Raw genomic sequence first — 13,981 nt, 5'->3', positions numbered from 1 at the left:
CTCTTTATTCGTTTTCAATAGCCGCTTCCAGCTGCTGGCGGTCATATTGCTCGCGATACCAGCCCCCGGATGCAACCAGGCTTTCATGCGTGCCCTCCTGAACGATGCGCCCATCCTCCAGCACAATAATCCAGTCGGCATGCTGCACGGCGGAAAGCCTGTGCGTAGTAATCAATGTCGTTTTTCCGGCGCGCTCGGTCCGGATGCCGTCGATAATTTCGGCCTCCGTCTTGGCGTCAACGGCCGACAAGGCATCATCCAGCATCAAAATTTCCGGGTTGGCAATCAGCGCTCTGGCAATGCTGACCCGCTGCTTCTGTCCGCCGGACAGCGCAACGCCTTTTTCGCCAACCATTGTATCCAGCCCGTCAGGCAAAAAGGCAATGTCCTTCGCAAAGGAAGCCCGCTCCAGCGCCCGCTGCAGATCCTGCTCCGAAGCTTCAGCCGCCCCGAACAAAATGTTCTGACGTATCGTTCTGGAGAACAGAATTGGCTGTTGCGGCACATACCCGATCCAGCCCAGCAGGTCATTCATTTCCAGACGCTGAATAGGAGTGCCGGATACCGTAATTTCGCCTTGACCAACAGGGTATTCTCTAAGGAATTGCTTCAGCAGGGTTGTTTTGCCGCTGCCCGTGCGCCCAACAATGCCTAACGTCTGGCCTTGCAGCAGCTTCAGAGAAACCTGCTCCAGATTATTGGACTGCGAGCTCGGGTAACGGAATTCCGCTTTGTTAAAATGAAGCACGTCGGGCTCTTCAACCTTTACCGGATTAGGATCGTCCTGAACATCCGGCTTGTAGGCCAATGTTTCATTGACCCGATCCAGCGAGGCGCTGCCCCTCTGCATAATGTTGACCAGTTCGCCGATTGCGAACATCGGCCATATGAGCATACCGAGAAAAATATTAAAGGATACCAGTTCGCCTAGCGTAATTTCATTATGAAAAACCAGATAACCGCCGTAGCAAAGGCCGATCAAATAACTGGTTCCCACCAGAATTTTCATGGTTGGTTCAAAAAGCGCTTCGATTTTGGCAACGGCGATGTTTTTGGTGAGCACCTCATCCGTTTTGGCATCAAATCTAGCCTGGCTGGCATGCTCCTGCACAAAAGCCCGGATAACGCGGACGCCAGATACGGACTCCAGCACTCCGTCGTTCAACTCGCCAAAAGCGTCTTGCGCTTTTGTAAAACGCTCATGGATTCGTTTGCCGTAAAAAGACATGGCGATTGCCATCAAGGGAAGAGGCAGCAAGGAAGCAAGCGTCAGCTTCAGGCTGATCGTGCCCGCCATTACAATCAGAATCGTAATCATAAACAACGTGGAGTCCACCAGCGTCAATATTCCAAAGCCGGCGGTTGTCGCAACCGCGCCCAAATCATTGGTGGATCGGGCCATCAAATCCCCGGTCCGGTTGCGCTCGTAGAAGGTTGGCTTCATTCGGAGGAAATGCCCCATCAGATTGGAGCGCAGGAGCCGCTCCAGCACAAAGGCGCCGCCGAACAGCTTGTAATGCCATACATACGTTATGCCATAACCTACGACCGTAAGGACAATCCAAAGATACATGGTCCGATTGAAGTCAGCATTTCCCAATGTGCCTTGGCTAATGCCGTCAACAAGATAACCCGTTAAATATGGCGGAATAACATCAATAAAACCCGTCAGTACCAGCAGCGTAATCGCAAGCGTATACCTTTTCCAATTCATTTTGAAAAACCAGCTTAATTTTTTTAATACACTGAACATTCTCTACTCACACCCTCCATTGCATATCGCTGCCGAAAAACAGAAAAGAGCATGCCGCCGCAAGCGTCACGCTCTACTGTCACACAGAAGACAAACAGGCGTTTAAGCCTATTTAACCTCCCCGAAGACACAGAAAGGGCGCAAGATTACGACAACGTAACCCTGCGCCCCGATATCGGTTTCCCCGTATGTATCAAGGTTTGCAAACGCAGGGATTGATTGCGTGCATGTAAGTATTGCCATTAAACGCGCTGTCTACCTTGACCATGCCCACTGCATTATCCATACGATGCAATCCCCCTTTTCAATAATAACGCCGTCCCACCTAGCCACTTTACCACTGGCGGCCGAAAAAAGTCAATCCCAACAATTCACTATACTCATTCTTTCCCGGGGCAGGGCCACGCCCTTCCCGGGAACAAAAAAAGACATGCCTTATGCTTTCAACTCCGCCGTTGTGTTCACAAGCGCCGGGAGCAGCTTCTCCCCGCTTGTCATTGGCGCATTGCACATCACGCAGGTTGGCACTTCCTGAAAAGAGAAATTATCGCGCATCCAGCTATTGCAGCCTTCCGTCTCGCATGTCCATATTTTCGTGTTTTCCTGAGGAATTTCTTCCTGCGGTTTTTTACGATTATACATGGCCATCCTCCTTATACGCTTATTGGCATTACGCTTCTCCCATTGAATTAACGACTACTATACCATGTTCATCCAGATAAGGCAAACGATGTTTGAGCGTGCTCAATGGTGGTCCAAACGATGGTTTATTCCGCGTTAAAACGGCCGGAAAATGAGCACGACCAGCAGCAATACGGCAAGCAAATGCGTCACCATCTCCACCCTGGCGGTTTGTCTGCTAATCCGGCGGTATTCCACCGGAATGCCTTCCCCTTCATGGGCCTCCAGGGCAACGGACTGGCGCTTCATCGACTTGGGCAAAACGCCGATCACAAGAATTTGTGCCGCAAAATATAGAACAAGCGATGCAATAAACCATCCCGTCGCCGACAAGGCGGGCTCCAGCAGCACCAAGGAAATCCCGGTTATCAGCATTCCGATGCTTCCCGCGATGGGCAGCAGAGCTAATTTTTCAAAAAGAACAATCGTATGCCTGGCTTGTTCTGCCGTTTTTGCCGTTCTGGACAACACGGGAAAAACAAATGCAGCGCCAAGTCCCATAACGGCCGCCAAAATATGCAGGAACATCATTGCATCATAGAGGAACATCGACATCCTCGTTCATCTCCCGGACAAGTTATATATACGCCGGCTTGGAGTTATGTATGTAGGTCATTTGGCTCATATTCCTTATGATAAGGGAGGCGGGTTGCTCCTGCAATTCTTTTTTGGCCAATTAGAAAAAGGAGGCCAAGGGCTGATCGCCCTTTTGGCCTCCTATTGTTGATACCCAGCTTAGCGGTTTACCAAGGAATATCCTTGATTCCGGATGATACGCTGTCGATCTCGCGCAGCTCTTCTTCGCTTAGCGGGCCTTGCTCCAGACATTTTACGTTCTCTTCAATCTGACTCACGCGGCTTGCGCCGATCAGAGCGGAAGTAACCCCGCCTTCTCTCAGCGTCCAGGCTAGCGCCAATTGAGCCAGCGATTGGCCGCGGCGCTTCGCAATGTCCTCCAGCTTCCTGAAAGCCGCAACGCGGGCAGGCTCGATTGCCTCCGGCTTCATAGCGGATTCACCGGACTTTGATTCCGCTTCGATTTTGTCGATATATTTGCCCGTCAGCTGTCCCCTGCCAAGTGGGCAAAACGCGATGGAGCCTACGCCTTGCTCCTGCAGCACATCCTGCAGCCCGTTTTCGATCCAGCGGTTGATCATGGAGTAGCTTGGCTGATGAATGAGCATAGGCGTTCCAAGCGACTTCAAGATATCATAGGCGCGAAGGGTATCCTCGGGACCGTAATTGGACAAGCCAACATAAAGCGCTTTGCCTGAACGAACGGCGTGATCCAGCGCGCCCATCGTTTCCTCAAGCGGCGTATCGGGATCCGGACGGTGATGGTAGAAAATATCGACGTAATCAATTCCCATCCGCTGCAGACTGCGATCCAGACTGGACAGCAGATTTTTGCGGGAACCCCATTCGCCGTAAGGACCCGGCCACATATAGTAACCAGCTTTGGTGGAGATCAGAAGCTCGTCCCGGTACGGAGACAAGTCGCTTCGATAAACGCTGCCAAATGTCTCTTCCGCTGAACCCGCAGGTGGACCGTAGTTGTTTGCCAGGTCAAAATGGGTAATGCCGAGATCAAAGGCGCGGAGCAGCATATCGCGCGAATCCTGCAGCGGCTTGTTGGCTCCGAAATTTTGCCATAAACCAAGAGAAATGGCAGGCAGCTTTAGCCCGCTTTTGCCGCAGCGCCTGTATGGCATGCTGCCGTAACGATTTTCCTCTGCGATATAAACCAATTGTCCCACTCCTTCACAAGCATGGTATGATATAATCAATTTTTCAACATTCATAGCTATTATAGCTCATAGAACCTAGGCTTTTGAATGAGTCATTGTAAGGTAAACATGTCATTATGTAATTTGCAAAAGGAGAGCTCCCGCCAATGAACATCCGTTATTGCTATCACGGCATCATGAATTGCGAACCCGGCTATTTCTGGGGACCCGGACTTAAAGAGCAATACAAGATTATGTTTGTGCATGAAGGCCGGGGAGTATACCAGTTTAACGGAAACACATTTTACCTGGAAAAAGGGCAGGGTTACATCGTGTTTGCGGGAACCATCTGCTACATGAAAGCGGACGAGCGGGACCCCTGGGTTTATTCCTGGATCGCATTTGACGGAGATCAGGCCGGACAGCTGCTGGAGGATGCAGGGTTATCGCCTTCAAGCCCTATTTTCAGCTTTTCGTCGGGAAGCTGGTTTCAGCTCTATCTGGATAAATGGGATGGTGCTGCGGCTTGCGACAACAGGGGAGAACTGCGGCTTCACAGCACCTTGTACCAGTTCCTTGCCGACTGGCTGGAGATGATGATGGTGACCAAGCAGCTCCCCGCCGGCTACCAGGCTAAGGAGGGATATATCCGCAAGGCGCTTGATTTTATCCATATCAATTACGCCGAACGGATCAGCATCTCCGGACTGGCGGGAATGATCGGGATCGACCGCGTCTATCTGTCCAATATTTTCAAGGAAAGCATGAGGGTATCGCCGCAGCAATATTTGCTGCAATACCGGATGGACAGAGCCTGCGAGCTGCTGCTGGATTCGGAGTTGACGGTATCCGAAATCGCCCGCTCCGTCGGATATGGCGACCCGCTTCTTTTCTCCAAAATGTTCAAAAAATTGACCGGCGCCGCTCCCACCTATTACCGCGCAGCGCATTTGCCAACCCGGGTCTGACCGGAGTACGCTCGCGAGCTGCGCAATAACACAAACGCGATTCTACAAGAACCCTCGCGTGGTTTTTTAAAGCTGGGCAACCTTTCAGAAATTTGCTGCACGGGCTTGCGGCTTGTAGCGCGAGCCGGGGGCGGGCACCTGTGCCTGCGGCGTAACCCGAGCTTGGGGCGGGCACCTGCGCCTGCGGCGTAACCCGAGCTTGGGGCGGCCACCTGCGCCTGCGGCGTTGCGCGAGCCGGGGGCGGGCACCTGCGCCTGCGGCGTTGCGCGAGCCGGGGGCGGCCACCTGCGCCTGCGGCGTTGCGCGAGCCGGAGGCGGGCACCTGCGCCTGCGGCGTTGCGCGAGCCGGGGGCGGCCACCTGCGCCTGCGGCGTTGCGCGAGCTGGGGGTGGCCACCTGCGCCTGCGGCGTTGCGCGAGCCGGGGGCGGCCACCTGCGCCTGCGGCGTTGCGCGAGCCGGGGGCGGCCACCTGCGCCTGCGGCGTTGCGCGAGCCGGGGGCGGGCACCTGCGCCTGCGGCGTAGCACGAGCTGGGGGCGGCCACCTGCGCCTGCGGCGTTGCGCGAGCTGGGGGCGGCCACCTGCGCCTGCGGCGTTGCGCGAGCTGGGGGCGGCCACCTGCGCCAGCGGCGTTGCGCGAGCCTAGGCCTGGGGCAAGCGTAGCGTAAGCGGTACGGGTTTTACGGTCATATTTGTCCGTTAGCTTCGTTTTTATGCAAAAAAAAATTTGTAACGGACATTTTTGTCCATAAGAACCTCAAAATGAACTTTTTCCGCTCAAATTGAGCTGTAATGGACAGATATGACCATTAAAAGCTGTACGAGTGTCCAAAACGTGCTCTAACGGCCATTTTTGTCCATTACAATTACGTCCCGCCAGCATATCTGAATCTTCGGCCACAAAAAACGCTTTAGAACCTCACTGCGAGTTGGTTCTAAAGCATTTTATCGTTGGCTTTTGGCTTTAACTTAATGATTAAGGTTCTCGTTAATTTCATAGATGTTGATCTTGTTGTTGATGTTGTTGTTCTTATTGATAGTGTTATTGCTTTTGGATTTTGTTGATCTTGTCGTTGATCACTTGCTCTTGCTGTAGTTGATGTTGTTGTTCTTGTTGATAGTGTTATTGCTTTTGGTTTTGTTGATCTTGTCGTTGATCACTTGCTCTTGCTGTAGTTGATGTTGTTGTTCTTGTTGATAGTGTTATTGCTTTTGGATTTTGTTGATCTTGTCGTTGATCACTTGCTCTTGCTGTAGTTGATTTTGTTGTTCTTGTTGATAGTGTTATTGCTTTTGGTTTTGTTGATCTTGTCGTTGATCACTTGCTCTTGCTGTAGTTGTTGTTGATGCTGTTGCTCTTGTTGTTATTGCTTTTGGTTTTGTTATTGCGAATATTCATGAGGATAATATGGAATGCAGGATTGCGCCGAGATCAGCAGCAAGCCGGCCTGTTCATCATAAACAACGGGACCATCCTTAATGTAATACCATGTTTTCAGAATCGGCTCGTTATCCGGTTCCCGGAAAATAAACACATTGAGCTCTTCCCGGCATTCCAGCAACCCTTCCACGTTTTCGTCGCGCTTCGTCTCAATGCTGAACAACCAGCCTTCGTTGCGAGGTTCTACCTGGTATGGAATCGCATTAAGGCGCGTATCAAAAAACGTTCTTCCACTTACGGCATGCTTCACAAGCAGCGTTTCCTTCACGAGAATCCTCCTCCCTAAGGCATATCGATCAACATAAAAAACGTTTCGCCGTCAGCAGATAGACGGAGCGCGGCTTCAAGCTGTATTTCTGCCGTGTCGTCCGCTACCAGCGTAACATCCTCAGCGTTCAAGCTGCCCTCTATAACATAGAGAAACAACTTGCGTCCCGACGAGGTTTTATGGACCAGATCCTTTCCGGCATCCAGACGGGATAAAAAGATCGTCATATCCTGGTCGATTGGCACAACGCCGGGCCCCGCTTCGCTGCTCACCACGGGCAGCAGCCGATTGCGTAACCCTTCGACGGAAAAGGCGCCGGCTTTATAGCCGGGCGCTTTGCCGCGTTCGGCAGGCATAAACCATAGCTGAAGCAAGCGCAGTTCGGTATCGCTGGAAGCATTAAACTCGGTATGAATAACGCCGCTGCCCGCCGACATGACCTGAACCTCGCCAAATGTCGTCGTTACGGCATTGCCCAAGCTGTCCTCATGGCGGATTTCGCCCTCCAGCACAATCGACACAATCTCCATATCGCTGTGGGGGTGCGCGCCAAAGCCTTTGCCCGGCGCAAGCCGATCGTCATTGCAAACGCGAAGCACGCCAAAGCCGCCTCGCGAAGGGTCCTGATAACCCCCAAAGGAATAGACCGGGCGGCTTTGCAGCCAGCCCAGATCGCTTTCATGCCGCTCTGCGGCCGGAAGTACCTTAATCATATCCATCCCCCTTGAATATGGAGCCCTTTGGAGTCCAATAATATAAACCGGTCGTCGTGAACCGGGAAGTGTGCGGTTACCCCGTTGCCTTGCTGCCTTCCGGCACTATTTCTTTTTTGGCCATGGGATAAATCTTTGAGAGCAAAAAGGCCTGGGCGATCATAAACAAGCCGCCTGTCACCCAATACAGCGAAATCGCCGCCGGGGCAAACAGGGCGAACGCCCCCATCATGATCGGAGACAAATAGCCCATAAAAGCAAGCTGCTTGTTCTGCGGCGAATCGTTTCCGATTTGGGAAACCTTGAACTGGATAAAATATATCACCGCCGCAATAATAGGCAGCAGCATATCCGTCTCGCCCAGCTTAAACCACAAAAAGGAATGTGAAGCAATATCCGGAGTTAACCGGATTGCGGAATAGAGACCTGTCAGGATAGGAAGCTGGATGAGCATAGGCAAACAACCAATCGCCAGCGGGTTTACTTTATGTTTGCTGTATAGCGCCATCATTTCCTGCTGCTTTTCTTTTGCATCTTCCGGCTTTGTTTTGCCTTTGTACTTCTCTTCCAGCACTTTGAGCTCTGGCTGAAGGATCGCCATCTTCTGCTTCATATCGCGCTGCGAACGGTATTGGCGCAGCATGAGCGGGAACAAAACAACCCTGATGATGATCGTGATGGCCATAATGGCAAAGCCGTAGTTGTCATGAAACTGCGAAGCCAGCCATTGAATGGCTTGAGACAGCGGGTAAATAACGTAATGATTAAACGTTCCTGGCGTTGATTCGTTAATTGTTCCAGTTGCGCTGCCGCAACCGGTTAAGGTCAGCAGACCAAGGCCAAGCAGGGCAAAGGCATAGATTCGACTCCGGGCCGATCGGCGCGGGAATTGTTTTTTATCGGGCATAATAAGCCTCCTCGTTGGTTGTTATTTCTCTCTGCCAACGAGATCCCGCAATCATTGTCATCATCATCCGGCGCATCCTTGCGCTTGACTCTTCGGACCAGACGGGTACTGGATGTTCCGCTTACCGTCGCCACAATCGGCATCATAACCGTTTCGATTACGCCAGACTGCCTGTATTCTTTTTGCGCGGCCACAAAGGCCGAAAGATGTACGGTCCCGATGCAGGTTAACGTACATAGCAAACTGATGGACAACAAATAGGGCAACCAATCGTGAAGCATCAACTCGATCAAAGCAATTCCCTCCTTTCGGCTAAACGTTAGGTTATATCGCTACAATAAAACACTTGAATGGAAAAGTCACGCCCTCGCGCATGAAGCCTCCCATTTTAGGTAGCAATGGAAGTCAAGCGGGATGAATCGATATTCGTAAATTCCTGAAGCACTCGGAGCATCGCACGTTGGGCCCGGCAGGCCATTTCCTGCGTCGAGACGCTGCGCCCGCCCTTGTTCCAAGCGGCGGAAACGCCGTAAATGCTCCAGCTCATCATGACGGATACCGTATAAGCCAGCTCCGGGTCCCCGTTCATATCTTCATACGCAGGGCTTTTCTGAATCAGGGCAAGCAAAAACTTTTGCAGCTCTTCCTTGATGCGCTCTTCCGCATAAGGAAGGGACGCCTGATTCGTCTTGGGACATTGGCTGTTGAAGTAGGTTTGGAATTCGCACATAATCACGATGATTTTAACCATGGTGTCTTCGCTAAACAGCTCATGGCATTGCAGCTTTTGCATCAGCGTTTCTTTGAGCATGCTGGATAATGTTTCATCAAGCAGTTCGTATTTATCCGCAAAGTGGGCGTAGAAGGTCGCCCGGTTAATGGTTGCTTTTTCGGTAATATCCCGGACCGTTATTTCCTGAATGTCCTTATGGTGAATGAGTGACAAAAAGGCGTCCTGAATTAATTGTCTGGTGCGCAAAACGCGCGGATCTTTTTTGGCTTGCTCCAATCTGCTCAGCTCCTCCACGATTCACTCCGGCTTTCCGGATGAAGCGTAAGCCGGCAGCCTTGCATCATTAGTGTAGCATATCTAAGCAACACATGTTGGTTTAAATATTGGATGGAATCATTTTTTTGCTCAGCTTACAGAACCGCGATCACAACAACAACCCAACCCGCGATAAAAGACAAACCGCCAAGCGGCGTAATGATGCCGAGGCGTTTCACGCCTGTGAGCGCTAAAGCGTACAAACTTCCGCTGAACAATACGATTCCGGCAAACAGCAGCCAGCCCGCAAGCTGGATCAAATCCCCGTTAACCAATGCCGGCGACAAGGCGCCAAGCAGCAGAAGCCCAAGCGCATGGGCAATATGATATTGAATCCCGATCAGGTAAACATCCAGCTTGTCAGGGGCCAGCTTGCGCTTCAGCGCGTGTCCTCCGAAAGCTCCCAATATAACGGCAATCGCCATGCAGGCGCTTCCCAGCAGCAGCAACGTTTGCATTCAGCATTCTCCTTTATCGTTGAGATCATCTTCTGCGACAATCTGATTATCAAGTCTGGGACGGCATTTGTCAAAGCTTTGCCCATGCGTAAACGGCCGCCCGGGAATTCGGACAGCCGTTCATGTTGTTTGGGTTTGATTGGATTAGGGGGAGAAAAGTTCTCCTGAACCGCTTAAGCTTGTTGCAAAGCCTCGATTTCGAGGGAAATTTTCACTTCATCGCCGATCAGCACGCCGCCGGTTTCCAATGCAGCGTTGTAAGTCAAGCCGTAATCGCTGCGTTTGATCGCGCCTGTTGCGCTGAAGCCTGCTTTTGTATTGCCCCAAGGATCTTTGCCGGAGCCTTCGAAAGTTACTTCAAACGTTTCGGAACGCGTTACGCCATGCAGCGACACATCTCCGGTTAATTCATATTCGCCTTCACCTGATTTGGTGATGGATGTTGCTTTGAAATCCAGTGTCGGATGATTTTCAACATCGAAGAAATCGGCGCTTTTCAAGTGGCCGTCGCGGTCGCCGTTACGAGTGTCCACGCTGCTCAAATTGATTTTGAAAGCAATATCCGCCGTTGTCAGATCTTGAATATCAGCTTGAATATCAGCTTCGAATTCATGGAACGCGCCTTTAACTTTGGCGATCATCATATGTCTTACAGAAAACTCCACTGCGCTGTGCGATGCGTCAACTACCCATTTTGCTTTTGTCATTTTAAAAACCTCCGATGTTTTATTATTTACTTTATAATATTTATTCGCTTACTTTTGTTTAGTTCATGAGTTTATCTTAATCTAAAGATATCTGATTGTCAACTCCTTTTTTTGAAAATGGTTTCGACCCATTGCATAACGAAAAAAGCCGTTCTGCATTCACCGGTTAGAGCGAATCGCAAAACGACTCTGTCATCTATTTATGAAACTTCAAAGATGAAGTGCTTTCCAATCTAAGCTGCCGTAAAAAGCAGAATAATGCCTTGATTACATAAGCGCATCTGGCACATAACGAATGCTTCGAGAAGTGTCTGAAGAACTGCGCCGCTAGTCGGCTGCGTCCTCAGCTTCATCATCCGCCTCGTCATCGCCGTCGGCGTCGCTTGCTTCCTCGGCCTCCGCTTCGTCGTCTCCTTCATCGGCTGCGGCAGCTTCCGCCGCTTCCTCTTCCAGTTCCGCCTCCGCATCGAGGGAAATACCTTCAGCTTCGACGACTTCCTCCGCCTCTACAGCTGCTTCCGGCTCCTCTGCCGCTTCCTCGGCTGATTCCTCCGCCGATTCTTCCGCAAGCAATTCAGCGCTTTCCTCCAGAGCTTCTACCACTTCATGCTCTTCACTCATTTTTGTCACCTCCCTTGTCTCTACATTAATTGTAGCGCTTTCAGTTTACGCCGCAAGGGGTGTAAAATGTCGTATTATAGGAAGTTTTTACGTATGCCGTCCTATTCCGAAGCACTGTGCCCGGCAACCCCGACTCAAGTCCAGTACAAGATTAAGTCCCGCGTCTGTTTCAGCCGGCAATTGCAAAAGCTACTATTAATGTAAGTACAAAAAGCCCGGTTATCAGCGCCGAGAAGATCGACTGAAGTCCAGTTATCGAGGACCTGAATTTCAAAAAAGCCATTATGTTCGGGGTGATTAACAAAGATGTACATTGTACTTAACCTGCTTGAGCAATCCATGCTGGCTTGTCTGCTGTTTGCCGTTCTGGCGCTTGCCAGCGGGGCGTCAAAGCTGATCTTCAGTCCGTCGGAGCAGCATCTCCACCGTAAGGCGGTGCGCTTGCACAGACTTGCTGCAGCCGCAGTTGTTCCGGCGATCGCCGCTATTGCCGCGGAGCTTGCCATCATCATGGTCGCCCAGCCCGCCATCTGGGGCGACCGCTTGCTGCTCAGAGCGCCGCTTGCCGCAGGCGCAGTCGTGCTAATCCTGGCGAAGGTGCAGCCAAGGCTGCGCATGCTCATCCAGCGTACGGCGGGACAAGGACAACATGCTCTTGATTTGCCCCGGAGACGCCATGCCACGGAGCCTGCATTGGTCGCTGCCTCCCAAATAGCCGCTTTGTTTGCGACGGCGTCTTGCTACTTTGTTGTGTTCCCTCCAGCTCCGTTCCGCTGGCTGTCCGTCTTATTGCCATTGGCGGCACTGCTATTGCTGTCCATGATGGTGTTGCTGGGGCAGAACGGCCAATCCCGCAAGGCTTGTTTATCATCCGATGCAACCCGATATTTTCCCTGGAAACGACGGCTGCGCATTACCGGAATGATTAGCGCGGCATTTGTTGTCATTAGCGTTCCCGTCCTGCTGGCCATGGAGAACAGCCTGGCGGACAGCGGAAGCAGCATTTTGCCGGATTTAGCGGCATCCGGGAGCGCCTCGGGTTCATCCCGCTTCCTCTCATCCGATGGCGGAAACACGCAAGGCGAATCCTTTGATCGGGAATATAAGGTTGTGCTGGACAACCGGCTGGCTTTTTTCAACGGCGTGCCATCCTTTTATGATACGGTGAACGGAAAGGTGCTCTCCCATAATCCATTGCTGATTGTGCGCGAAGGGGAGCTTGTCAAAACTACAATTGTGAACCGGAGCGACTCCGAGCTGCCCCTGCAGCTGGCAGGCCATTCGATGAACGTCGTATCGCTGAACGGAAAAGACATCGAGCAAAGCGTGGACGGCCAGCATTACCTGGAGCTTGCGCCGGGCGATGTATGCATTGTAGCGTTTCGCGCCGACAATCCGGAAGACAATGCCGATCCTTGCGGCGAATTCTTCGCCAGCGACTCGGACCGCACCATCGCGCTCCACTTGCTCTACGAAGGCCGGGACAATCTTCCCCCCCGCTGCCAACCTCATGCGAGCTAGGACGTGCATGCAAAATCGGCTCGCTCCAAATTTTGCATACGCGCCTTAGAGGCATGCTTGGTTTTCCCTTGAAGTAAGGCTATAATTTAATGGAGAAAGAGAGTGTTCAAGATGAAGATCAAAACAATTGGCGGAGTGCTGCTCCTGCTGCTAGGCGTCATCCTGCTCCTGAATCAAGGAGAAAGCTTTGGACCAGGCAAAATTTTTGCCCTGTTCTGGCCATCTCTGTTCGTAATCCCGCTAGGTTTGTTCTTCCACTGGCTGTACTTTGGCATGACAGGCCGGAACGGCGCCGGACTGCTGATACCAGGCGGCCTGCTTCTGACGGTCGGTTTTGTCTGCCAGATAGCGATGCTTTTCAACAACTGGGCTTATATGTGGCCCGGATTTGTCCTGGCTCCCGCTGTTGGCCTGCTGGAATTTTATTGGTTCGGCAACCGCAATAAGTGGCTGCTCATTCCCATCAACATTTTAACCGTGCTTTCCCTGTTGTTTTTCGCCGTCTTTTCGCTGGGCAGATTAGTCGGAGACATGCTTGCCAGTCAGCCCTATATCGCCATCCTGTTTATTTTGGCGGGGGCCGCCGTGCTGTTTCTCCGAAAAAAGACGGACTAACCCCATTATTGGAGGCCTGCTCACCACATGTTAACTTTTGAACAAAAGATCAATGTGATTTCATCCTTCCCCGAGCTTGAGCGGAAGGATGTTTCGCTTGGCAGGGTAAATTTTCATTACGAGGGCAGCGCCCACGACAAAAAAACGGTGGTTTACCATCTGCATCCCGGCGGGAACGGCTTTGTGTATGCCGGGCTTCTGGATGATGTGAAGGTCGATTCGAAAGGGCTTGTAAACATTCGGGATTATTCGGAGGAAGAACTGCGGGAGCTGGTTGCCCGCGCGATTGAAGCGATGTCCGAACCTCCGGCAGCGCCTTTTGCCGTCAAGGAGCGCAAAGCCCCTTCACGGGAGGAAGATTGGATTAGTTCCGCCGGAGCCGTGTTGACGGTCCGCAAGGAAGAGGATTTATGGTGTATTTACGCCGGATTAAATTTGGATATGGCCTTCGAAAGCTACAATGAGGTTGTGCAATATATGGAAGAAGAAGAGTTTCAACGGAAATAAACAGGATTTTGGTCCCCTCTTGTCTAATTGTAATACACGACAACA

At 51.6% G+C, this 13,981-nt stretch carries 16 protein-coding genes; 4 read left to right on the top strand and 12 right to left on the bottom strand.

All coding sequences use genetic code 11. The features are described from left to right. Positions 1-4: 4 nt before the first annotated feature. From ACX93W_RS23355 to ACX93W_RS23340, 4 genes are all read right to left on the bottom strand, one after another. Positions 5-1,753: an ABC transporter ATP-binding protein gene (locus ACX93W_RS23355; RefSeq protein WP_459394788.1), complete on the bottom strand. Its 1,749-nt coding sequence runs from the start codon at positions 1,751-1,753 to the stop codon at positions 5-7. A gap of 435 nt (positions 1,754-2,188) precedes the next feature. After that, positions 2,189-2,395, bottom strand: a complete 207-nt coding sequence (locus ACX93W_RS23350) for a cold-shock protein (protein ID WP_459394787.1) — start codon at positions 2,393-2,395, stop codon at positions 2,189-2,191. Between the two features lie 135 nt (positions 2,396-2,530). Next, entirely contained in the window at positions 2,531-2,989 is a 459-nt protein-coding gene (locus tag ACX93W_RS23345) for a DUF2269 family protein (RefSeq protein ID WP_459394786.1), read from the bottom strand. Positions 2,990-3,177: 188 nt separating this feature from the next. Continuing rightward, positions 3,178-4,182, bottom strand: coding sequence for an aldo/keto reductase (locus ACX93W_RS23340; protein ID WP_459394785.1), 1,005 nt, complete (start codon positions 4,180-4,182; stop codon positions 3,178-3,180). A gap of 146 nt (positions 4,183-4,328) precedes the next feature. On the opposite strand from ACX93W_RS23340, the gene ACX93W_RS23335 reads away from it, so the two are divergent. Beyond that, the gene (locus ACX93W_RS23335) at positions 4,329-5,129 is read left to right on the top strand and encodes an AraC family transcriptional regulator (RefSeq protein ID WP_459394784.1); all 801 of its coding nucleotides are present in this window, start codon (positions 4,329-4,331) and stop codon (positions 5,127-5,129) included. 1,383 nt (positions 5,130-6,512) lie between these two features. Here ACX93W_RS23335 and ACX93W_RS23330 read toward each other — a convergent pair. The 8 genes from ACX93W_RS23330 to ACX93W_RS23295 form a co-directional block, all read right to left on the bottom strand. Continuing rightward, positions 6,513-6,839 carry a hypothetical protein gene (locus ACX93W_RS23330; protein WP_459394783.1) on the bottom strand — a complete coding sequence of 109 codons (327 nt, stop codon included), beginning with the start codon at positions 6,837-6,839 and terminating at the stop codon, positions 6,513-6,515. A gap of 14 nt (positions 6,840-6,853) precedes the next feature. Beyond that, positions 6,854-7,552 (bottom strand): pirin family protein, encoded by a 699-nt coding sequence (locus ACX93W_RS23325; protein WP_459394782.1) that lies wholly within the window; start codon positions 7,550-7,552, stop codon positions 6,854-6,856. A gap of 76 nt (positions 7,553-7,628) precedes the next feature. Then, entirely contained in the window at positions 7,629-8,459 is an 831-nt protein-coding gene (yidC, locus tag ACX93W_RS23320; protein WP_459394781.1) for a membrane protein insertase YidC, read from the bottom strand. Continuing rightward, positions 8,378-8,752 (bottom strand): hypothetical protein, encoded by a 375-nt coding sequence (locus ACX93W_RS23315; RefSeq protein WP_459394780.1) that lies wholly within the window; start codon positions 8,750-8,752, stop codon positions 8,378-8,380. The genes yidC and ACX93W_RS23315 overlap by 82 nt, the downstream gene beginning before the upstream one ends. Before the next feature lie 95 nt (positions 8,753-8,847). Beyond that, positions 8,848-9,486, bottom strand: a complete 639-nt coding sequence (locus ACX93W_RS23310; protein ID WP_459394779.1) for a TetR/AcrR family transcriptional regulator — start codon at positions 9,484-9,486, stop codon at positions 8,848-8,850. 116 nt (positions 9,487-9,602) lie between these two features. After that, a complete protein-coding gene (locus ACX93W_RS23305; protein WP_459394778.1) occupies positions 9,603-9,965 on the bottom strand; it encodes a DUF423 domain-containing protein in 363 nt (120 codons plus the stop codon). A 173-nt stretch (positions 9,966-10,138) separates the two neighbouring features. Beyond that, the gene (locus tag ACX93W_RS23300) at positions 10,139-10,672 is read right to left on the bottom strand and encodes a YceI family protein (RefSeq protein WP_459394777.1); all 534 of its coding nucleotides are present in this window, start codon (positions 10,670-10,672) and stop codon (positions 10,139-10,141) included. Positions 10,673-10,999: 327 nt separating this feature from the next. Next, positions 11,000-11,293, bottom strand: a complete 294-nt coding sequence (locus ACX93W_RS23295) for a hypothetical protein (RefSeq protein ID WP_459394776.1) — start codon at positions 11,291-11,293, stop codon at positions 11,000-11,002. Between the two features lie 306 nt (positions 11,294-11,599). Between ACX93W_RS23295 and ACX93W_RS23290 the strand changes: the two genes are divergently transcribed. The 3 genes from ACX93W_RS23290 to ACX93W_RS23280 all read left to right on the top strand — a co-directional run bounded on the left by ACX93W_RS23290 (position 11,600) and on the right by ACX93W_RS23280 (position 13,936). Next, positions 11,600-12,814 (top strand): cupredoxin domain-containing protein, encoded by a 1,215-nt coding sequence (locus ACX93W_RS23290; protein WP_459394775.1) that lies wholly within the window; start codon positions 11,600-11,602, stop codon positions 12,812-12,814. A gap of 111 nt (positions 12,815-12,925) precedes the next feature. After that, positions 12,926-13,429 carry a hypothetical protein gene (locus ACX93W_RS23285; protein WP_459394774.1) on the top strand — a complete coding sequence of 168 codons (504 nt, stop codon included), beginning with the start codon at positions 12,926-12,928 and terminating at the stop codon, positions 13,427-13,429. Positions 13,430-13,456: 27 nt separating this feature from the next. Continuing rightward, positions 13,457-13,936: a hypothetical protein gene (locus ACX93W_RS23280; protein WP_459394773.1), complete on the top strand. Its 480-nt coding sequence runs from the start codon at positions 13,457-13,459 to the stop codon at positions 13,934-13,936. Positions 13,937-13,981 lie beyond the last annotated feature (45 nt).

The organism is Paenibacillus sp. CAU 1782, assembly GCF_054551715.1.
The sequence above is the reverse complement of the archived record's forward strand: the minus strand, read 5'-3'. Positions and strand labels throughout refer to the sequence as shown.

Coding starts and splice junctions, on each gene's coding strand:
- ACX93W_RS23355 (WP_459394788.1), bottom strand. CDS start 1,753: ATGTTCAGTGTATTAAAAAAATTAAGCTGGTTTTTCAAAATGAATTGG.
- ACX93W_RS23350 (WP_459394787.1), bottom strand. CDS start 2,395: ATGTATAATCGTAAAAAACCGCAGGAAGAAATTCCTCAGGAAAACACG.
- ACX93W_RS23345 (WP_459394786.1), bottom strand. CDS start 2,989: ATGTCGATGTTCCTCTATGATGCAATGATGTTCCTGCATATTTTGGCG.
- ACX93W_RS23335 (WP_459394784.1), top strand. CDS start 4,329: ATGAACATCCGTTATTGCTATCACGGCATCATGAATTGCGAACCCGGC.
- ACX93W_RS23325 (WP_459394782.1), bottom strand. CDS start 7,552: ATGATTAAGGTACTTCCGGCCGCAGAGCGGCATGAAAGCGATCTGGGC.
- yidC (WP_459394781.1), bottom strand. CDS start 8,459: ATGCCCGATAAAAAACAATTCCCGCGCCGATCGGCCCGGAGTCGAATC.
- ACX93W_RS23305 (WP_459394778.1), bottom strand. CDS start 9,965: ATGCAAACGTTGCTGCTGCTGGGAAGCGCCTGCATGGCGATTGCCGTT.
- ACX93W_RS23300 (WP_459394777.1), bottom strand. CDS start 10,672: ATGACAAAAGCAAAATGGGTAGTTGACGCATCGCACAGCGCAGTGGAG.
- ACX93W_RS23295 (WP_459394776.1), bottom strand. CDS start 11,293: ATGAGTGAAGAGCATGAAGTGGTAGAAGCTCTGGAGGAAAGCGCTGAA.
- ACX93W_RS23290 (WP_459394775.1), top strand. CDS start 11,600: ATGTACATTGTACTTAACCTGCTTGAGCAATCCATGCTGGCTTGTCTG.
- ACX93W_RS23285 (WP_459394774.1), top strand. CDS start 12,926: ATGAAGATCAAAACAATTGGCGGAGTGCTGCTCCTGCTGCTAGGCGTC.
- ACX93W_RS23280 (WP_459394773.1), top strand. CDS start 13,457: ATGTTAACTTTTGAACAAAAGATCAATGTGATTTCATCCTTCCCCGAG.